The following is a 20,590-nucleotide window of genomic DNA, read 5'->3' on the forward strand; positions in this document are numbered from 1 at the left end:
AAGTAGCTTTAAAACTTGAAGATTGTCAATCAATGATAAAGAAAATATTTAAATTCATTAGAAGTATATTCCGAGGGATTTTCAACTTCTTCCCATGGTACGCAAAACTATATAAAGGTCGTGCTTGGTACACGAAGATGGCTGTCGGAACAGTATCTTTCTTTGTAGCTATCTTCCTCTATTTAGGAATGGTAGACATTAACTTCCTTTGGCTCTTTGGCAAGTCACCAGGTTTTATTGATATAAAAACTCCTCCAACCTATGCTGCATCAGAGATTTATAGTGCAGACTCTGTCCTCATTGGTAGATTCTATAAAGAGAATCGTACACCAGTAAAGTATGAGGAGGTAACCCCTGCATTCTGGAATGCACTCATCAGCACAGAGGACGAGCGCTTCTATAGCCATAATGGTATAGACTTTATGGGTATCGGTGGTGCCATCAAGGATGCCGTAACAGGTAGTGGAGGTCGTGGTGCATCAACCATCACACAGCAGTTGGCGAAGAATATGTTCCGTGTTCGTACGCAATATTCTTCAGGTCTATTAGGTCATGTACCAGGCTTGCGAATGCTCATTATGAAGAGTAAGGAATGGATTATTGCTGTGAAGTTAGAGTTAATCTATTCAAAGAAAGAAATCCTGACAATGTATGCCAACACCGTTGACTTTGGCAACAATTCCTTTGGTGTAAAGACAGCTGCTAAGACTTATTTTAATACAAGTCCTTCAAAGTTATCTATTGATCAAGCTGCAACGTTGGTAGGTATGTTGAAAGCTACTACTTATTATAATCCAATCTTGCACCCAAAGAATTCTATTCGCCGTCGTAACACTGTGCTGTATAATATGGTTACACATAATGTATTACCACATGATGAGTACGCACTATACTCTAAGCGACCTATGAAGTTGGATATACACGTAGAAGAAAACTATGATGGTCAAGCTCAGTACTTCCGTGAATATATATCAGAATACTTCAAAGATTGGATGAAAGACAATGGTTACGACCTCTATAGCAGTGGTTTAAAGATCTATACCACCATTGACACTCGTATGCAGAAGTATGCTGAGCAAGCTGCAACAAAGCAGATGGAAAAGGTTCAACAAACTTTTGATAACCACTGGAGAGGTATGCAGCCTTGGCGCGATGCAAAGGGAAATGAGATTCCTGGTTTTATTGAGGGCATTGCTGAACGTCAGCCTTTCTATAAGAAGCTATTACAGAAATACCCTAACCAGCCTGATAGCGTTCTTTATTATCTCAACAAACCGCATAAGGTGACTCTCTTCGACTATGAAAAGGGGCATATTGAGAAAGAAATGTCATCAATGGACTCTATCCGCTATATGGTTAAATTCATGCACTGTGCTATGGTTGCTATGGAACCAGAGACTGGTGCGGTAAGAGCTTGGGTGGGTGACATTGATTTCAAAACATGGAAATATGATAAGGTTGTTGCACAGCGTCAACCAGGTTCAACCTTCAAACTATTCGTCTACTCAGAGGCGTTCAATCAAGGACTGACCCCTTGTGATAAACGTCGTGATGAATATATCAGTATGCAGGTTCTTGATAAGAAGACTGGTCAGATGAAGACTTGGACACCACACAATGCCAATGGTAGATTCTCTAATGATTCTATTACACTGAAGAGTGCTTTTGCTCGCAGTATAAACTCCATTGCTGTACGCTTAGGACAGGAGATGGGCATCAAGAATATTATCCGTACAGCTCAGGAGATGGGTATCAAGAGTCCGTTGGATGATGAGCCTTCATTAGCACTCGGTTCAAGCGACGTAAACTTATTAGAATTGGTAAATGCTTATAGTACTGTAGCAAATGATGGTGAATATCATGTTCCAGTTGTCGTTACACGCATCTTAGATAAAGATGGAAACGAGGTATATGTAGCACCAAAAGACCACGAGAGAGCATTACCTTACAAGACAGCATTCCTCATGCAGGAAATGTTGAAGGCTGGTGTGAACGAAGGTGGTGGTACAAGTCAAGCATTACGTCATTATACTTTTGGTGATACAGACTGGGGAGGAAAGACTGGTACAAGTAATAACCACTCTGATGCTTGGTTTATGGCAGTCAGCCCTAAACTTGTCGTTGGTGCATGGGTTGGTGGTGAATATCGCTCCATCCACTTCCGTACAGGAGCCTTAGGACAGGGTTCAAAGACTGCACTACCTATCTGTGGAGAGTTTATTTACAGCTTAATGCGCGACAAGGCTTTCCAAAAGTATCATGCTAAGTGGCAGTTAGATCCAGACGAGGATATCGACCCTTCAATGTACAACTGTCAACCTACAGTAGTTCGGCGTGCTGCTCCTGATTCTTTGCGTGACTTTACAACAGGACATAGACGTCATCAGGAGGAAGAGGAAGAACCTATCGACGGACACGAAAATACAGACGAGGGTGGCTTTATATTAGAACCAGCTCCACAACCTACTCCAGAACGGCAGGGCAATAGTTCTAATAATGAATCGCCTCAAATTATAAAGAAGGCGAAGAAGCCACGCAGTGAAGATATGGAAATTTAGGTAATTCATAATTCTTAAAATGGAACTTATGATTACTTTTGGTTGATAAAGAAATCAGAATACTTTGGTAATTGATTAATAACTATCAATTCTCTTCCTCAAACAACAAACTTCTATATATTCACAGAGACTTTTACCTCTGTGAGTATATATGAAGGTTTTTGTTTTATCTATAGCCTCTTGTCAGTAAACTTAACAATAGGTCGTTGTAATTATACAGAAAAGGCGCAAGGCATAAATATAGCTTAGTAGCAAACATAACTACCAACTGCAAAGGGAACTAAAGCCCCCCAATCAATGTCACAAAAGAAGGTAAACATAGACGTAAATACGATTGACTTGGATAATACAGAGTTGCAAAAAGCACTTCAGATTATTCAGTTTACAAACAATTCCCTATTCCTCACTGGAAAAGCAGGAACAGGAAAGTCTACATTTCTACGTTACATTGCTGCGACAACAAAGAAAAAACATATTATTCTTGCACCCACAGGCATAGCTGCTATCAATGCAGGTGGTAGTACTCTGCATAGCTTCTTCAAACTTCCATTCTATCCTCTTGTCCCAACTGACAAACGTTATTCTGCCCGTAATCTACGCAGCACAATGAAATACAATGGTGACAAGTGCAAACTTTTGCGGGAAGTCGAACTAATCATTATTGATGAGATTAGTATGGTTAGAGCTGACATCATTGACTTCATCGACAAAATACTGCGCATATACAATCGTAATATGCGCGAGCCATTCGGCGGAAAACAGCTTCTCTTGGTAGGCGACATTTATCAGTTAGAACCTGTTCTAAAGGAAGAGGATCGTCGACTCTTACAACCCTATTACCCAAGTAGCTACTTCTTTGATGCAAAGGTGTTCCAAGATTATCCACTTGTGAGTATTGAACTCAATAAAGTCTACCGCCAAAACGACCCTCACTTTATTTCCATTCTTGACCATATCCGTACCAATCAGGTCACTGACACTGATTTCAACCATATCAATGAACGTGTTGGGGCAAGTTTGGAGAATACAAACAAGCCAGAAGGAGATTTCACCATTACCCTATCGACTAAGCGAGATACAGTAGACTGGATAAACAATGAAGGACTTGATAGCCTTGATGGAGACCCTGTGATGTTCTTAGGTGAAATCAAAGGAGAGTTTCCTGAGAGCAGCCTCCCTACTCCTATTGAGTTAAACCTCAAGGTGGGAGCACATATCATGTTTATCAAAAATGACATTGAGAAGCAATGGGTTAATGGGACCTTAGGTATTATTATCGGTATTGATGAGGAGGCAGGAATCCTCTATGTTCATACAGAAGAGGGAGATGACTTACAGGTGCAACGTGAGATGTGGGAGAATATAAGGTACCGATTCAATGAGGAAGAACAACGAATTGAAGAGGAACAAATAGGTACTTATATACAATTCCCCATCAAGTTGGCTTGGGCTATTACTGTACATAAGAGTCAAGGACTGACATTCAAGAATGTAAATATTGATTTCACAGGCGGTGTCTTTGCCGGTGGTCAGGCATATGTTGCTCTATCACGCTGTACAAGTCTTGAAGGTATTACACTCAAAGAACCACTACGTAGAAATGAGGTCTTTGTAAGAAGTGAGGTAATACATTTTGCCAGACACTACAACGATAATAATATTATATCGACAGTACTCAAACAAAGCAAGGCTGATAAAGAATACTACGATGCTGTATGTGCTTTCGACAAGGGAGACTTTGATGCTTTCCTGCGTAGCTTTTTTCTTGCTATTCATAGCCGTTATGATATTGAACAACCAGCAGCTAAGCGATTTATCAGACGGAAACTGGACCTCATTAACCAGTTACGTAATGAAAATGAGGAACTTAAGCGACAACAAGATAAGAAGAATGAGTATCTCAAAGAGCTGTCAGTAGAATATGTTATGATGGGTAAAGAGTGCGAGCGTGAAGAAATGAATGAGGCAGCTATTGCCAATTATGAGAAGGCTATTGCACTCTATCCTGATAATCCGACAGCACAGAAAAGATTGAAGAAATTAAAACCTTCAACCGAAAAAGATAATAAATAATGGAACAGAAAAAGAGTCTTTCAAAAATTATAGCAACAATCGTTTTTGGTATTGTTTTCATCATTATTGCTATTGTATCTTGTAATCAAAGCAAAACAATAGAAGGCAGTAACAATGGAGATACTGTTGCTGCAAAGGAGTTTACACCACATGTTGAGAATGGTAAACTAAATATTGATTTACAGAGTATTACTTCTATTCGCTTTCCTAAGTATAAGACAACAAAAGCAATACCTTTTATACCCGACTCTGTTAGTTTAGCGGCTGATGAAGAATCGGTAGAAAGTGGCAACTATTCAGCAACACTACTTCTTGATACGATTCCAAATAAAGAGTTTTATCAGAGAATAGACCTTGCAGCACAGCATGATACGTGTTGGGATATTAACAAATTTGCTTATACTTACGAAAGAAAAGATAAAGCTGGAGGTGTGTATAAAGTCGTATTTAGTAAAGGTGGACAGCTGATATTTGTCACTCATCTGAATAAAGACATGATAAAAAATACGAATCAAACGAAGCCGGACAAATAAACATCACAATACACCCTAATTATGCTTAGGTTCTAAATGAACCAGTTTGGGTTTAATAAAACGCATAAAAAAAGTGTCAAAGCAAGTAGCTTTGACACTTTTTTATATCCTTTTTAAGTCTTAACGAGCCTGCTCAAGCTTACTATCAATATGTGCAATAGCATGGCTTTCCAAGTGAGCGAATGAATCGAGAATATCCTTAACATTCTTCTCTTCCTCTACTTGCTCATCAATATACTTTGCAATGAAGTTCTGTGATGCGCGGTCCTTCTCCTCATCAGCAACATCTGCCAACTTGTTGATAAGTTCTGTAACCTTCTGCTCATGCGCAAATGTATCTACAAAAGCCTCCTTAGCGTCTGTCCAACTTGTCTTAACGGCATCGATACTGGTAAGGATAACCTCACCACCACGATGAAGAACAAACTGAGCCATATCCATTGCGTGCTGTCTCTCCTCTTCAGCCTGCTTGTACATCCAGCCTGAGAAGCCCTTCCAGCCTTCCTTACGGAACCAACATGACATCTGTAAATAGAGATTTGATGACCACATTTCTGCCACAATCTGCGCATTGAACGCATCCTGCATTTTCTTTGATATATTCATTTCTTGTTCTTTTTAATTAGTAATTAATTACTTACTTCGTTAGTCACTAATAATAATTCCGACTGCAAAATTACAACATTCTTGTTATTTTTCCAAATTATCAGCCCAAAAATATGATTTTTTCACATGCTTATTAAACTCATATCACACATCTATTTTATCATCCCAGCTATATTTATACTCCTTTTTAGATGATGTGTTATTGTACCGCACATGTCGTACTGATGATAAACACCAATGGTGCTGAGCACTAATTAAGTTGCTATATATTGCTATAAAAAAGTGTATTTTTATATTATTGGGATGAGGTCTACACCCAAACGGGAATACAAACGTATTTCATCGTACTTTTATATATCAAAAAAGATTTGCATCAAAGCGGTTACTAAAAGTAAACCTGAACTTTGATACAAATCTTTGTTTTCTATACTTATCTTTATAAACGTATTCTCGTTCTACAAAAGATTATTCAATTACTACAGTTGTCCAACCATGCTTGTCTTCTATCGTGCCATACTGAATACCACGAAGGGTTTCATAAAGCTTGGTAGACCATGGTCCTGGTTTGTCACCAAAACTATAAACCTTACCCGTATCCATATCATCAAGATGTGATATCGGAGAGATAACAGCTGCTGTACCACAAGCACCAGCTTCTTCAAAGCTATCCAATTCATCTTCTGAAATAGGACGACGCTCTACCTTCATTCCAAGGTCTTCAGCAATCTGCATCAGACTCTTGTTCGTTATAGATGGCAAGATAGAACTTGACTTAGGAGTAACGTAAGTATCATCCTTGATACCAAAGAAGTTGGCTGCACCACACTCGTCAACATACTTCTTCTCCTTTGCATCCAAATAGAACTCTGATGCATAACCTTGTTCATGTGCACGACGATTTGCTCTAAGTGATGCAGCATAGTTACCACCAACCTTATACATACCAGTTCCCAATGGAGCAGCACGGTCAACATCACGAACAATAACATAAGGATTAGCACAGAAGCCACCCTTAAAGTAAGGACCAACAGGGGTAACAAAGATTAAGAAGCAATATTCCTCTGCTGGACGAACACCCACCTGAGCAGATGTACCAATTAACAACGGACGAATATAGAGTGAAGCACCACTCTCGTAAGGTGGGATGTATTCTTGATTAAGACGAACAACTTTTTTAACCATTTCTGCAAACAACTCTGTTGGTACTTCTGGCATTACAATACCACGACTTGTATTCTGCAAACGTTTTGCATTTTCTTCTACACGAAAAACACGCACTTTACCATCTGGACAACGATATGCCTTCAATCCCTCAAAAGCCTCTTGACCATAGTGAAGACAAGTTGCTGCCATGTGAAGTTTAAGATACTCATCTGAACTGACTTCTACCTCACCCCACTTACCATTACGATAGTAACAGCGAACATTATAATCAGTTGGCATATAGCCAAATGATAAACTTGACCATTCTATATTCTTCATATTATTTTCGTGTTAAGTTATTATTCATGACAATTATCTACAAAAGTAAACAAAATATTCTTACCATGCAACCAAATAACAAGTTAATTAAACTTACATTTCGTTTTCTAAATAAGAAAAAAAGAGAATTATTGCTTTTCTAAAAGCTTTTGAATCTCGTTGTCGGTACGCTTAAGCTTTTGTTTACAGAGCTTTACTAACTCTTGAGCTTCTTTTAATTGGGCAGCCATAGAGTCTATATCAAGTTCTCCACGTTCCATTTTATCTACAATAGCTTCCAATTTATGAACTGCTTCTTCGTATTTTATTTCTTTCATTGCCTTTTTACATTTATAATATATGGAATAATATGCTCTTTTAGGATAAACGTTCCACCTTACTCTCTACCTCGCCAGTCTCAAAACGTGTTGTTATCGTATCACCTATCTTTAAGTCTTTAGCGTTACGAATTGTCTTACCATTACACAATGTAATACTGTACCCACGCTTTAAAAGTAAAGAAGGATCAAGTAACCTTGCCCGCTGCTCAAGTATATCGAGTCGATGCTGCTCAACAGACAACTTATTTTGCAGTGTCAGTAACATACGATTTTGTAACGTGCTTAAATGAAAATCAGCCTGTTTTATAGCTTCATTCATTCTCATCACCAGCCGTTGGGATAAGCCTTCAAGCCAAGCATCCTGCTTTGTACGAACCACAGAGAACAACACTGGAATATGTGAACCAATATGTTGAATACGCATTTTCTCAACCTCTAAAGCCTTCTTCACACCATCGATTATCGCAGCTTGCGCGTTTTCTACTCTCATCAGCGTTGAAGCAAGATGGTCTATGAGATAAGCAGCAGCAGCAGTTGGCGTCTTCATACGTTGAAACGATACCATATCCAAGATGCTTTCATCACGTTCGTGTCCAATACCTGTTATAATTGGTAATGGAAAGTTTGCCACATTCTCAGCAAGATTCAAGGTATCAAAACCGCTAAGGTCGGCTGTTGCGCCACCACCACGAATGATAACAACACAATCGAAATGTTCTTCACGACTATTGATTTGATTCAATGCGTTTATTATACTCTGTTCAACAGAGTCGCCCTGCATAATAGCAGGAAACAATTCTACGTGAAAATAGAATCCATAATCATTAGTTTCTAACTGATTACAAAAGTCACCATAACCAGCAGCGGTCTCAGAAGAGATAACAGCTATACGCTGAGCAAACATCGGAAGACAAAGTTCTTTTTGCAAATCAAAGACTCCTTCTGCCTTTAATTGACGGATAATCTCTTGCCGCTTACGCATCATATCACCCATCGTATACTCAGGATTGATATCATCAACTATCCAAGAGAAGCCATACTGAGGATGAAATTGAGCATGAACTTGTAACATCACCTTCATTCCTGCTCGTATTTCCTGACCTGTAATACGAACAAAAGCAGGCTTAATAAGCGTCCAAATGTTGCTCCAACACTTTGCTGAAGCACGTGCTATAGGTACATTGCTACCTTCATTCTTCTCAATCAACTCCATATAACAGTGTCCACGATTCTCACGGGCCTCAGACAATTCTGCTTCCACCCAATAAGAACGTGACAGAGTTGCATCTATCACATCTGCGACAAGACTGTTTAATTCAAATAACGAAAGTGCTTTGGTCATCTTTTAGAAATATATGTTTCACTAACCACTACTGATTATAACGAGTTGCTGACTGATAGGCTGACCAAAAGTCAGGTATACCATATCCCATTATATTGTCAGGAGATTGACAATTATTTCCCGATTGACGAACAATATCTATTATCTCTTTTGCTGATTTATTAGGGCATGCCTGCCACAAACAGGCTACCATACCAGCTATGAGTGGACAAGCGAACGATGTTCCATTGTCTGGTATGATATATCCCCTACCCGATACGACATTTGTTGGACATCCATAAGCCATTACATCTGGCTTAATGCGCCCATCAGCTGTAGGCCCTATCGATGAAAAAGGGGCATTAACTTTATCAAGAGAAACTGCTCCCACAGTAAGAATATCATGTGCATCAGCAGGAACATTAATCTTCTTCCAAGTTCCCATACCATCGTTACCTGCACTATTTACAAGTATCATTCCCTTACTTGCCAAACGTGATGCTGCTTGAGAAATTGCTGCAGTTCGCCCATTTAAATCTGAGTAACGATAGTTCATAGATATGTCATCAAAGCCGTGATAGCCCAAAGATGAACTAATGATATCAACACCTACAGAATCAGAAAACTCAACTGCAGCTATCCAAAAATCTTCTTCTGCAGGACTTTCTGTCGAATAGTCTTCCGTACGAAGCAACCAGAAATCAGCTTTAGGAGCAGTACCCACAAACACCGTAGGCTGGTTCATCGCTATTGTTGACAAAGTCTTGGTACCATGATCCATCTCTTTATAGACATCATTATCATACCCTGCAACAAAGTTATGTGTACCTTTTATATTGAGATTCCTAAAGGCAGCAATCTTATCCACATTCATAAAGCCTGCATCCAACACTGCGATAGTCATGCCTTGTCCCATAAAACCAAGGTTGTGCAGCTTTCTACCATTCAAACTCTCAATTTGCCCCTTACCCATACCATAATAGTCGTGAACCGTAGAATCAAGAGATTGAAGTTCAGAATTATAACGAACACGTTGAGAAAGTGGACGGATAGAGTCTGGAGAGACAAATACTAACTTACTATCTTTCACAAAAGACAATACTTTTAAGTCTTCTAACGTTTGGCGATTATTGCCACGCACAAGAACAGAGTTATTCCATTTACTCACAGCAACAACCTTACCACCTCTCTTCTTTATCTGTTGAATATAATCAGGTGATACCGGTAGGTCTGTCGAATCAAGCTTTAATCCCTGACGTTCACGTCGAAGAAGAGAAGCTTTTGATAGAAATTTCTCTGGTTTATCCAAGGAATAAGGTGTTCCATTCTTATCTTTTAAAGTAACACGGAACATATAACACTTTCCTCCTGGGTAACTTATCAAGCCACCACTCTTATTAGAAGCTAATAAAGTAGCGCTGACCAGTATAAATAGGAATATAATATAATTTCTGAGATAAGTTTGTTTCATAATCTGCAAACTTACACAAAATAATTGAATTATACCGCAGATATAAAAAGAAATTAGATAAATAAAAAGGATTTCCTTTATTAGGAAATCCTTCTTGTACACCCTTAGGGATTCGAACCCTAGACCCACTGATTAAGAGTCAGTTGCTCTACCAACTGAGCTAAGGGTGCTCATTTCGTTTTTGCGAGTGCAAAGGTATTACTTTTTTGCGAATTAACCAAACTTTTCTATCTTTTTTTAGTCATAAATCAGTCGATAATATTATGCTATCAGGCTGAAAGTTTAGTATAACTACTTGATAATATGAGTATTACAAAATGACATGGTTCTAAAAGGAAACAATTATTTTTATGTATTTATAATTATCTTTCGCTCCAGATAAGTAAATTCAGACGCCTTTGATGCCTAATCAACTTATATAATTTAACCCAATTCGATCATTAGAGCCTAAACATATTTTGTTTTATTATCGAGTAGATTGTTTGGCTTTGGAACGCAGGCGTAGCGGGCTACGTCAAGTTAAAAAGACGGACAAGATGCCGATAAGAAAATAAAAGATGTTAGGAAACAACACAAAAACAAGAATTCCTGAAACATTGTGGTCTAATGATTTGGGTTAAACAAAATAAGGATGAAACTTACAACAGTTTCATCCTCATAATATCGTTTTATAATGATTTCTCTATTATATATTATACTGATGCAAATCAACAAACTTACCACGCTGGCGACGCTCATCAATCATACGTTGTAGCTTTGCCTTGCGATGTGGCGCAATCCATTTCTTCGCAAAAATGTTAGGAATAGCAACACCAAGAGCAATACAAACTAAGACTAACGAACCATTGATTGCAAAAGACATAGCATGCGTTACTTCTCCAACAACACCCTGCATCCCCATAAAACCATAAAGTGCACGATACATTAACACACCTGGAACGATAGGGATAACAGCAGGAATAGTGATACACTGATGTGGTGTATGGAGGATATGGACAGCCTTAATATTAATGATAGATATCAATGCCGAACCACAAAGTGAACCAACAACTATTCCAAGTCCAAGACCAGCATTTCCTGTTGAAGGATCAAGGAAGACGAAGTTACGCGTACAAACACAGATTATACCTCCAACCGCAATCCAAGGCATTAAACGATATGGAATATTATAAATCGTTGCGAAGCCCATAGCAGAAATTGCAGCAGCAACAGCATAGACATAGAAAGAGTGATGAGGAATTGTTGATAGGTTTTTAGCAAAGCCATCAAAACTACCACACTTAATTGCCAACATAATACCAAATGACATTGCTATGACAATAAGAAGCGTGTTCATTGCACGGACTAATCCCGTGTTTATATGATTGTCTAACAAGTCATTAACAGCGTTTATTAAAGGGACTCCTGGAACAATATAAAGGGCACAAGCTAAGAGTGGATGCCAAGGAGTTTCTGTAAACAGAATTGGACGAAGGAACTCTGGTAGCGCTGCTTGAACGGTAGGTGTAGAGAGAAAAGATGACAACCATGCAAGAATTGTACTAACAAAAGCCGCAACAGCAAAGTTGGCATAAAGATTAGAACCAGAATGATTCAAGAACATACGAAGGCGATTACCCAATATAGCGGCAATAGAAGCATAGAAGAAAGCTGTCCAATCACAACCGAACTGAATACAGAATCCACCACAAGCAAGACCTGCACCAATAGCAATCATCCAATCCTTGTAGTAATGTTTACCATTAGCAATCTTCTCAAGTTCCTCTTCATACTTGTCTAACGAATAGTCCTTTTGAATAGCACGCCATGAGAGTTTTGAAACTTCCTGAATAGCAAGCATATTAATTACATGCTTATCACAACGCTGCATCTTAGAAAAACTATGATATTCATCACTAACATTCACCTGCAACATATAATAATCAATGTTCATGTGCAGATTCTCTTTGGGAAGTCCCAAATAAGCTGCTGTGCGCTCCATATTTCGCTTCACACGACTCGTATCAGCAGAACTTTCCATAAGAATTTGCCCTGTACGAAGGAGCAAATCGAGTTTTCTACGAAGGGTTTTCTTGGAACAATCCATCTGTTTTTCGTCCATACAAAACAATCTTTAAACTTTAAAACTTTTGCAAAGGTACAATTTATTATCCGTATAGGAAAATTACGCTGCTAAAAATCAAATCTTTAGCTTAATAATTATAGAACTTTGTTCTCAATAATAAAAGGCTCATCAGACTTTTCGAGTAATATTACTATAGAATTTTACAACGCAAACCTCTGTTCTCCTTTAGGCTTATTCGTGACCAACAAGTTTTCTTATACTTAGTAAATCTGTACATCGTAACCATCCGCACCATTGGTGTTCACCGCCCGCACAACATGTGCTGTCCCTCCGCACCAAATCATTTCACAAACAGTAAAATACGGATTATTAGAAGTTTGAGTAGGTATCTATCAAAGAGTGGATGAATAAAAACAAACGAGTTTCTTTCCCTCTCTTTATTCTTCAATGCCCAAAGAATCTTCTGCCAATGCTGCAACGATAACAATTTTCTCGTAGAAAACGAAATGGACGAGAAGAAATCCTGACTATAAACTTTGAGTTTCTTACATCTTCGTTAGAAAATCTCTTCAAAGCCGTTTTTCATCGAAGTGTTAATACCGACAACATTCTGGTAACCAAAACCTTTCTGTAGGATAAATCGATTTTAATAGAGTGTTGTAACTATGAAAATAAAGCTTCTCAAATAATTATAAAATGCAAGATGTACAATAAAACAAATTATCTTCAAAAATTAATTCCGATTTCTTTGGATTTCTCAAGAATGTTATATACTTTTGCTCATATCATTATGAGAAAATATGTTTTTACTGCCATTATAGCATCTGTAACTTTAACGAGTTGCTTTAGCTTCTTCCCCAATCAGTACGAGAAAGCTCTTGTATACAATGGTTTTCGAGTAAATACCAATACAGGGATAGCTACAAAAGTGAATATAAAAGGCTATTATTCTTTAGTTAATGATAGCACCGATTCTGTTACTGTAGGAGGTTCTTCTATCATTAGCAAGGGTGGCATGTCGACGCTTGCAGGGTATAATCCTTTTATCCTTTATGAGGATGGAACATACGGAAATATTCTTTTCAATGCTGTAGAAAAGGATTTTTATGCCAATGAGCATTATAAGAGAGCTAATATGGAATTGGATAAGGAATGTACTCCTTTAAATAACATATATCTTATGAGGAGTGGGTATTATAAGCTAAAAGAAGATACAATCTGTGTAACGACATATATATATTATTTACTACGCACAGAACTGGTATTACTGAGGTATAAAATCATTGATAACAGTCATCTGCTACTTTTAGATGAAACCTATATTTCTGGAAATAAAAATGAAAACGATACTTGTGTTCAGAATAGGATATTTGAATTTATCCCAGCTAAAACACTTCCTTCTCCATCTTTGTTCCCAATTAAAAAGAAAAGGTGGGCTTGGGCTAATAAGAAGGATTGGAAACAATTTAAGCATAGTATTGCAAGAACATCAAAAAACCGAAATAAAGTTTACAGAACAAAACAATTTATTCAAAATATATTTTCCTGTCACTGATATCATCCAAAAATAGCCTATAAACAATTGATTTGCAGCACCTTTACATGAAGTGTTAAAAGTGACAGCAAAATAAAATTAAAACAACAATGCTTATATCACTAACTTTAGTCTGCTTTATTACTCCGCATATCGGAAACCTTAATTTAACTGTATAATAGCTTTTCGAATATTCTCTTTTGCAACAGTAGGTTTCATTGCTTCTGTAAGCATCATATCCTTTGGTGTAATACATTGAACTTGTGAGAAGCCTGCTTTAAGTAAAGCTGCCGCATCCTTTACCTTCCCAGCTATAAGCATAACAGGAACATTCTTACGAAGACCATATTCTAAAACCCTTATCGGTATCTTTCCCATTAATGTCTGACTATCTGCACTACCCTCCCCTGTTATAATCAAATCTGCATCTTCTATAAGTGAATTAAAATTGACAGTTTCTAAAAGAACATCTGCACCTGAACGCATCTTAGCATTCATAAACTGCATAAAAGCATAACCCAATCCACCTGCAGCTCCAGCACCGTTATTCAAAGAACAATCAAAACCTAACTGAGCAGCAGCCATACGTGCAAAAGTACGTGCTCGACGATCCAAACAAGCTATCATTTCTGGTGTCGCCCCCTTCTGTGGACCAAAAATGACAGCAGCACCACGTTCACCAAAGAGAGGATTATTTACATCTGAAGCTAAGATTATATCTAAATCTCGTAAAAAATTATCACGCCAGTTCTTCCCAAAAATGTCTTTCAAAGCTGCCAACATACCAAGTCCGCAATCGCTTGTAGCTGACCCTCCAAGTCCGATAATAAATTTTCTAAACCCTCTTTGAAGTGCGTCTGCTAAGAGTTCACCTAATCCATAAGTGGTTGCACGTAAAGGATTCAATTCCTGTTGCTTAAGAAGATTTATGCCACACGACAAAGCCGTCTCTATGACGACCGTATTATCTGCACATACGGCATAGCTCGCTTGAATGGGACGCATGAGTGCATCGTGGCAATTAACAGTAATCTCCTTACAGTCGAATAACTGTAAAAAGACTTCTAACATTCCATCTCCCCCATCCGTGACAGGAACCTTTACAACATTAACTTCCTGCCACCGCTCACGAAGACCCTGTTCAGCAGCATCTTCAGCTTCAACAGAAGATAAACAACCTTTAAAACTATCAATTGCTAAAATAATATGCTTCATATTGCTTGCAAAGTTATTAAGAATTCGTGAATAATTTGGTTTTTACATCTATTATATATATCTTTGCAAGATAAACTGTAATTATATACCTCTTTATGAAACAATTTTTCAAATTCGTTTTTGCTTCTTTCTTTGGAATGATGCTGTTTAGCATCGTTACGGGACTCTTTGCACTTTTCACTATTGCCGGTATGATTGCATCGCAGGATACAACCAAAGAACCTGAAGACAACTCAGTACTTGTTTTGAATCTTTCAGGACAGATGTCAGAGAGAAGTGAAAATAATTTTCTTAGTCAGCTACAAGGTTCTCAAATAAATAGTTTGGGTCTTGACGATATGCTTGAAGGAATCAGAAAAGCTAAAGACAACGATAAAATTAAGGGTATATACATAGAAGCAGGTGCGTTTGCGTCTGATTCATATGCTTCTATGCAGGCATTGCGTAAAGCACTACTCGATTTCAAGAAGAGTAGAAAGTGGATTATTGCTTACGCTGACACCTATACACAGGGTACATACTACTTGTCGTCTGTTGCTGATAAAGTTTATCTTAATCCACAAGGACAGATTGACTGGCACGGATTAGCTTCTGAACCAGTTTTCATTAAGGACCTCTTGGCGAAGTTCGGTGTAAAAATGCAGGTTGTAAAGGTTGGTGCTTACAAAAGCGCAACCGAGATGTTCACTGGCGATAAGATGAGTGATGCTAATCGTGAGCAAACATCAGCCTATTTAAACAGTATCTGGGGCAATATTACAAAGGAAGTTGGCGCAAGCAGAGGTTTGTCAGTAGCACAACTGAACGCATACGCTGACAGTATGATAACCTTTGCTGACCCACAAGAATATGTAAAACTGAAGCTCGTTGATGGCTTAGTTTATACAGACCAGATAAAAGGAATCGTGAAGAAGCAGTTAGGTATTGAGGCTGATAAAGACATCAATCAGGTTACTATTGCTGACATGGTGAACACTGAGGACAAGGACCAAGGTGATAAGGAAAATGAAGTTGCAGTCTACTATGCTTATGGTGATATTGTTGATGGTGTTGTAGGAGGTCTCTTCTCACAAGGTCATCAGATTGACGCACAAGTTGTTTGCAAGGATTTGGAGGAATTAGCAAAAGATAAAGACGTTAAGGCTGTTGTCGTACGTGTCAACTCTGGGGGTGGCTCCGCTTATGCATCAGAGCAAATCTGGCATCAGATTATGGAACTGAAGAAATTGAAACCTGTCGTTGTTAGTATGGGTGGAATGGCTGCTTCAGGTGGCTATTATATGTCAGCTCCAGCCAACTGGATTGTTGCTGAACCTACAACAATTACAGGCTCTATTGGTATCTTTGGTATGTTCCCAGATGTTAGCGGTCTGCTAAGAGAAAAATTGGGTTTAAAGTTTGATGAAGTAAAAACCAACAAATATGCAGACTTCGGCACACGCGCTCGTCCTTTCACAGAAGAAGAAATGTCATATCTTAGCCAATATGTAAACCGTGGCTATAAACTCTTCCGTCACCGTGTGGCAGAAGGACGTAAGATGACTGAAGAACAGGTTGAGAAGGTAGCACAGGGGCATGTGTTTACTGGTCAAGATGCACAAAAGATAGGACTTGTTGATCAGCTTGGTGGATTGGATGTTGCTGTAGCAAAAGCTGCACAACTTGCTAAACTACCAAATTATAGAAAATGTGCTTACCCTAAGGAGCCTAACTTCTTAGAGCAAATGATGGAGCAAACGAATCCTAATAATTACCTCAGCCAACAGTTACGTGCTAACTTAGGTGACTATTATGAGCCTTTTACACTCTTAAAGACCATCAATCAACAGAATGCAATCCAGGCACGTCTGCCATTTTATCCTAATATCCATTAATCATATATGGAAGGAGACCACATCAAAATAAACAAATGGCTATTGCCTTTCAGCTGGCTCTATGGGCTTGGAGTAAGACTGCGCAATGAGTTATTTGAACTGAACATTCTCAAATCCCGACAGTTTGACATTCCAGTCATATCTGTTGGTAATATTACCGTGGGTGGTTCTGGCAAAACTCCCCACGTAGAATATCTTATCCGATTACTGAAGGATAAAATGAAGGTGGCTGTCCTCTCACGTGGCTATAAACGTAAGAGTTGTGGATACGTATTAGCAAACGAGAATACTCCTATGCGGGAGATTGGTGATGAACCCTATCAAATGAAGACAAAGTTCCCTGATATTCGTGTTGCAGTTGATAAGAAGCGATGTGAGGGAATAGACCGATTAACATCTGACGAGGAAACAAAAGATACAGATGTAATCCTTTTAGACGATGCTTTTCAGCACCGATATGTACATCCTGGTATCAATATCCTGTTAGTTGATTATCATCGACTTATCATCTATGACAAACTTCTTCCTGCAGGAAGACTACGTGAGCCACTCTCTGGAAAGAATCGTGCAGATATTGTGATTATCACGAAGTGCCCAAAGAGTCTTAACCCAATAGACTATCGTGTATTGAGTAAAGCAATGGAACTCTACCCTTTCCAACAGCTTTATTTTACGACGTTAGACTATTGTGATTTGGAACCTATCTTCAGTAAAGGAAGAAATATACCACTCACAGAGATAAGAGGAAAAAATATCTTGTTGCTTGCTGGTATCATGTCACCAAAGCAATTGGAGTTGGATCTAAACTCTTTCACAGGAAACAATGCACTGACAACACTATCGTTCCCAGACCATCATGCATTCACAACAAAGGATATTCATCGTATTAACGAGACCTTTGCTAAAATGCCTGAACCAAAATTGATTGTCACAACAGAGAAAGATAAGGCACGTCTTGTTGATATTGATAAATTATCAGACGAAGTAAAAGAAAACATTTATGCACTTCCTATCAAGGTAAGCTTTATGCTTGACAAGGAAGAGACATTCAATAAAAAAATAATATCCTATGTACGAAAAAATTCAAGAAACAGCATCTTGGCTAAAAGAGAGGATGACCACAAGTCCAAAGACAGCCATCATTCTGGGCACAGGCCTCGGACAATTAGCTTCAGAGATAACCGATAGCTACTCATTTTCTTATCAAGATATACCAAATTTTCCAGTTTCAACAGTAGAAGGTCACGCTGGTAGCCTTATCTTTGGACGACTTGGTGGTAAGGATATCATGGCTATGAAAGGTCGCTTCCACTTCTATGAAGGATATAACATGAAGGATGTTACCTTCCCTATTCGTGTAATGCACGAGTTAGGCATTGAAACATTGTTTGTTTCAAACGCTTCTGGCGGTATGAATCCATCGTTCAAGATTGGTGACCTCATGATTATTACAGATCATATTAATATGTTCCCAGAACATCCGCTACGTGGTCGTAACTTCCCTACAGGTCCTCGTTTTCCAGATATGCACGAGGCATACGACCATAAATTGGTTGATTTAGCAGACTCTATTGCTAAGGAGAAGAACATCGAAGTTCAGCATGGAGTTTACATGGGCGTACAAGGACCAACCTTTGAAACACCTGCAGAATACCGTATGTACCACAAGATGGGAGGTGATGCTGTTGGCATGAGTACCGTACCAGAGGTTATCGTTGCTCGCCATAGTGGTATTAAGGTGTTCGGCATCAGTGTAATCACTGACCTTGGTGGCTTTGATGTTCCTGTAAAGGTTAGCCACGAAGAGGTTCAGGAAGCTGCAAACGCTGCACAGCCACGTATGACAGAGATTATGCGTGAGATGATTAAACGCTCATAAGGCATATAAATATAAAAAGAAACTAAGGCGTTCTTTATTCTATAATTCATAGATAAAGGACGTCTTAGACATTATATCAATAAGCTATTAATAAAGTAAATGGAAATAAAAGACCTTGGTGAATTCGGACTAATCAACCGTCTCACAAAAGATATACAACCAATCAACAACTCTACCATTATGGGCGTGGGTGATGATGCTGCTGTTTTACACTATTCAGATAAAGAAACACTTGTCTCTTCACAGATGTTCATGGAGGGTGTACAGTTCGATTTAACTTACATAGACATGGAACATCTTGCCTACAAGGTGGCTATGATAGCTATGAGTAACATATTCGCTATGAATGGACAACCACGGCAACTCATCGTTTCATTAGGGCTTGGAAAACGTTTCAAAATAGAAGACCTTGATCAGTTCTATGCTGGATTGAACAAAGCTTGTGCTAAATGGAATGTAGACATTGTTGGAGGTGACACGACTTCTTCATATACGGGACTTGCTATTAACCTCACTTGTATTGGTGAAGCTGCAAAAGATGATATCGTCTATCGTAGTGGAGCAAATGAGACCGATCTTATCTGCGTTACCGGTGATCTTGGTTCAGCCTACATGGGCTTGCAAATTCTCGAACGCGAAAAGACAGTCTACTACCAGCAGGTCCAGGAATATAATAATAAGGTAAAAGAAGCACAAAGTAATAAAGATGAGAAACGACTTGAAGCTTTGCGCCAAGAACGTGCAGCCATTGAGGATTTTCAGCCTGATTTTGCGGGTAAAGAATATCTTATTGATCGCCAGTTGAAACCTGAAGCACGTGGTGATGTACTCAATCAACTGCGTACAGCAGGCATACATCCAACCTCTATGATTGATATTTCAGATGGATTGGCAAGTGAATTAAAACATATTTGCGAAAAAAGTCACTGCGGTTGTAGAATCTATGAAAAGAATATTCCTATCGATTATCAAACTGCAGCAACCTGCGAAGAGTTCAATATGAACCTTACAACAGCTGCTTTGAATGGTGGAGAAGACTATGAACTTCTTTTTACAGTACCTATCGGCGATCATGAGAAGATTGATAAGATGGAGAATATCAGACAGATAGGTTATATAACAAAGGAAAGCTTGGGTGCATTCCTTATTGCTCGTGATGGTAACGAGTTTGAGTTGAAGGCACAAGGTTGGCCTAAAAACGAGAAATAGCCAACCTGTTAAAGGATGTAAACAGAAACATTTTTTTTTAGAAAAACTTGGAGGAATAAAATAAAAGTACTACCTTTGCATCGCAATTGAGAAAACAACACAAACGTTACAAAAATTGATTGCAAATAACAATGGTGCCATAGCTCAGTTGGTAGAGCAAAGGACTGAAAATCCTTGTGTCCCCGGTTCGATTCCTGGTGGTACCACTCCTCCTTTCATCAGGGCGGTTCTCGCAAGAGGCCGCTCTTTTTTTTACTCATTATAACGGGGCAGTCCTAAAACCGGCTCAGTAGGAAAAAGGGCGCAGTCCAAAAACCCAGTTGCAAGTCTATACTCTTAAGCGCATAATTTCATAAGTATTTATTACCTTTGCATCATGAAGAATCACCAAAACGGGGGACAGTAGATATTTAGTGGGGATAGGCATATATTTTGGCAAGCCTAAAAAGA

At 38.6% G+C, this 20,590-nt stretch carries 15 protein-coding genes and 2 tRNA genes; 9 read left to right on the top strand and 8 right to left on the bottom strand.

What is annotated here, in order from left to right; genetic code table 11:
* Positions 1–32: 32 nt before the first annotated feature.
* The 3 genes from HMPREF1505_RS03915 (at position 33) to HMPREF1505_RS03925 (ending at position 5,164) form a co-directional block, all read left to right on the top strand.
* Positions 33–2,558 carry a transglycosylase domain-containing protein gene (locus tag HMPREF1505_RS03915; RefSeq protein ID WP_013264105.1) on the top strand — a complete coding sequence of 842 codons (2,526 nt, stop codon included), beginning with the start codon at positions 33–35 and terminating at the stop codon, positions 2,556–2,558.
* 297 nt (positions 2,559–2,855) lie between these two features.
* Positions 2,856–4,631 (top strand): AAA family ATPase, encoded by a 1,776-nt coding sequence (locus tag HMPREF1505_RS03920; RefSeq protein ID WP_036922851.1) that lies wholly within the window; start codon positions 2,856–2,858, stop codon positions 4,629–4,631.
* On the top strand, positions 4,631–5,164 hold the full coding sequence (locus HMPREF1505_RS03925; RefSeq protein WP_036922855.1) for a hypothetical protein: 534 nt from the start codon (positions 4,631–4,633) through the stop codon (positions 5,162–5,164). Before HMPREF1505_RS03920 ends, HMPREF1505_RS03925 begins: the two co-directional genes overlap by 1 nt.
* Positions 5,165–5,284: 120 nt before the next feature.
* Here the strand turns inward: HMPREF1505_RS03925 and HMPREF1505_RS03930 are convergent, their stop codons facing one another.
* The 7 genes from HMPREF1505_RS03930 to HMPREF1505_RS03960 form a co-directional block, all read right to left on the bottom strand.
* The gene (locus HMPREF1505_RS03930; protein ID WP_036922858.1) at positions 5,285–5,770 is read right to left on the bottom strand and encodes a ferritin; all 486 of its coding nucleotides are present in this window, start codon (positions 5,768–5,770) and stop codon (positions 5,285–5,287) included.
* Between the two features lie 465 nt (positions 5,771–6,235).
* Positions 6,236–7,252, bottom strand: coding sequence for a branched-chain amino acid aminotransferase (locus tag HMPREF1505_RS03935; RefSeq protein ID WP_036922861.1), 1,017 nt, complete (start codon positions 7,250–7,252; stop codon positions 6,236–6,238).
* A 128-nt stretch (positions 7,253–7,380) separates the two neighbouring features.
* Positions 7,381–7,569: an exodeoxyribonuclease VII small subunit gene (xseB, locus tag HMPREF1505_RS03940; protein ID WP_013265025.1), complete on the bottom strand. Its 189-nt coding sequence runs from the start codon at positions 7,567–7,569 to the stop codon at positions 7,381–7,383.
* A gap of 40 nt (positions 7,570–7,609) precedes the next feature.
* Complete coding sequence (gene xseA, locus HMPREF1505_RS03945; RefSeq protein ID WP_036922864.1) at positions 7,610–8,914, bottom strand: exodeoxyribonuclease VII large subunit; 1,305 nt, start codon at positions 8,912–8,914, stop codon at positions 7,610–7,612.
* A gap of 28 nt (positions 8,915–8,942) precedes the next feature.
* A complete protein-coding gene (locus HMPREF1505_RS03950) occupies positions 8,943–10,364 on the bottom strand; it encodes a S8 family serine peptidase (protein WP_036922867.1) in 1,422 nt (473 codons plus the stop codon).
* 97 nt (positions 10,365–10,461) lie between these two features.
* Positions 10,462–10,534: transfer RNA gene (locus HMPREF1505_RS03955), tRNA-Lys, on the bottom strand.
* A gap of 515 nt (positions 10,535–11,049) precedes the next feature.
* A complete protein-coding gene (locus tag HMPREF1505_RS03960) occupies positions 11,050–12,465 on the bottom strand; it encodes a threonine/serine exporter ThrE family protein (RefSeq protein WP_036922870.1) in 1,416 nt (471 codons plus the stop codon).
* Between the two features lie 667 nt (positions 12,466–13,132).
* Here HMPREF1505_RS03960 and HMPREF1505_RS03965 point away from each other — a divergent pair.
* Positions 13,133–13,984: a hypothetical protein gene (locus HMPREF1505_RS03965; RefSeq protein WP_036922873.1), complete on the top strand. Its 852-nt coding sequence runs from the start codon at positions 13,133–13,135 to the stop codon at positions 13,982–13,984.
* Positions 13,985–14,125: 141 nt separating this feature from the next.
* On the opposite strand, the gene HMPREF1505_RS03970 is transcribed toward HMPREF1505_RS03965, so the two are convergent.
* Positions 14,126–15,178 (bottom strand): glycerate kinase, encoded by a 1,053-nt coding sequence (locus HMPREF1505_RS03970; RefSeq protein WP_036922876.1) that lies wholly within the window; start codon positions 15,176–15,178, stop codon positions 14,126–14,128.
* 95 nt (positions 15,179–15,273) lie between these two features.
* Between HMPREF1505_RS03970 and sppA the strand changes: the two genes are divergently transcribed.
* The 5 genes from sppA to HMPREF1505_RS03995 all read left to right on the top strand — a co-directional run bounded on the left by sppA (position 15,274) and on the right by HMPREF1505_RS03995 (position 20,346).
* Positions 15,274–17,052, top strand: coding sequence for a signal peptide peptidase SppA (gene sppA / locus HMPREF1505_RS03975; protein ID WP_036922879.1), 1,779 nt, complete (start codon positions 15,274–15,276; stop codon positions 17,050–17,052).
* A 6-nt stretch (positions 17,053–17,058) separates the two neighbouring features.
* On the top strand, positions 17,059–18,240 hold the full coding sequence (gene lpxK, locus HMPREF1505_RS03980; protein WP_036922882.1) for a tetraacyldisaccharide 4'-kinase: 1,182 nt from the start codon (positions 17,059–17,061) through the stop codon (positions 18,238–18,240).
* The gene (locus HMPREF1505_RS03985; RefSeq protein WP_004361080.1) at positions 18,167–18,931 is read left to right on the top strand and encodes a purine-nucleoside phosphorylase; all 765 of its coding nucleotides are present in this window, start codon (positions 18,167–18,169) and stop codon (positions 18,929–18,931) included. The genes lpxK and HMPREF1505_RS03985 overlap by 74 nt, the downstream gene beginning before the upstream one ends.
* A 99-nt stretch (positions 18,932–19,030) precedes the next feature.
* A complete protein-coding gene (locus tag HMPREF1505_RS03990; RefSeq protein ID WP_036922885.1) occupies positions 19,031–20,140 on the top strand; it encodes a thiamine-monophosphate kinase in 1,110 nt (369 codons plus the stop codon).
* A gap of 133 nt (positions 20,141–20,273) precedes the next feature.
* Positions 20,274–20,346, top strand: a tRNA-Phe gene (locus tag HMPREF1505_RS03995).
* Positions 20,347–20,590: the final 244 nt, after the last annotated feature.

The organism is Prevotella sp. ICM33 (assembly GCF_000517825.1).
GTDB lineage: Bacteria > Bacteroidota > Bacteroidia > Bacteroidales > Bacteroidaceae > Prevotella > Prevotella melaninogenica.

Coding starts and splice junctions, on each gene's coding strand:
- HMPREF1505_RS03915 (WP_013264105.1), top strand. CDS start 33: ATGATAAAGAAAATATTTAAATTCATTAGAAGTATATTCCGAGGGATT.
- HMPREF1505_RS03920 (WP_036922851.1), top strand. CDS start 2,856: ATGTCACAAAAGAAGGTAAACATAGACGTAAATACGATTGACTTGGAT.
- HMPREF1505_RS03925 (WP_036922855.1), top strand. CDS start 4,631: ATGGAACAGAAAAAGAGTCTTTCAAAAATTATAGCAACAATCGTTTTT.
- HMPREF1505_RS03930 (WP_036922858.1), bottom strand. CDS start 5,770: ATGAATATATCAAAGAAAATGCAGGATGCGTTCAATGCGCAGATTGTG.
- HMPREF1505_RS03935 (WP_036922861.1), bottom strand. CDS start 7,252: ATGAAGAATATAGAATGGTCAAGTTTATCATTTGGCTATATGCCAACT.
- xseB (WP_013265025.1), bottom strand. CDS start 7,569: ATGAAAGAAATAAAATACGAAGAAGCAGTTCATAAATTGGAAGCTATT.
- xseA (WP_036922864.1), bottom strand. CDS start 8,914: ATGACCAAAGCACTTTCGTTATTTGAATTAAACAGTCTTGTCGCAGAT.
- HMPREF1505_RS03950 (WP_036922867.1), bottom strand. CDS start 10,364: ATGAAACAAACTTATCTCAGAAATTATATTATATTCCTATTTATACTG.
- HMPREF1505_RS03960 (WP_036922870.1), bottom strand. CDS start 12,465: ATGGACGAAAAACAGATGGATTGTTCCAAGAAAACCCTTCGTAGAAAA.
- HMPREF1505_RS03965 (WP_036922873.1), top strand. CDS start 13,133: ATGTACAATAAAACAAATTATCTTCAAAAATTAATTCCGATTTCTTTG.
- HMPREF1505_RS03970 (WP_036922876.1), bottom strand. CDS start 15,178: ATGAAGCATATTATTTTAGCAATTGATAGTTTTAAAGGTTGTTTATCT.
- sppA (WP_036922879.1), top strand. CDS start 15,274: ATGAAACAATTTTTCAAATTCGTTTTTGCTTCTTTCTTTGGAATGATG.
- lpxK (WP_036922882.1), top strand. CDS start 17,059: ATGGAAGGAGACCACATCAAAATAAACAAATGGCTATTGCCTTTCAGC.
- HMPREF1505_RS03985 (WP_004361080.1), top strand. CDS start 18,167: ATGACCACAAGTCCAAAGACAGCCATCATTCTGGGCACAGGCCTCGGA.
- HMPREF1505_RS03990 (WP_036922885.1), top strand. CDS start 19,031: ATGGAAATAAAAGACCTTGGTGAATTCGGACTAATCAACCGTCTCACA.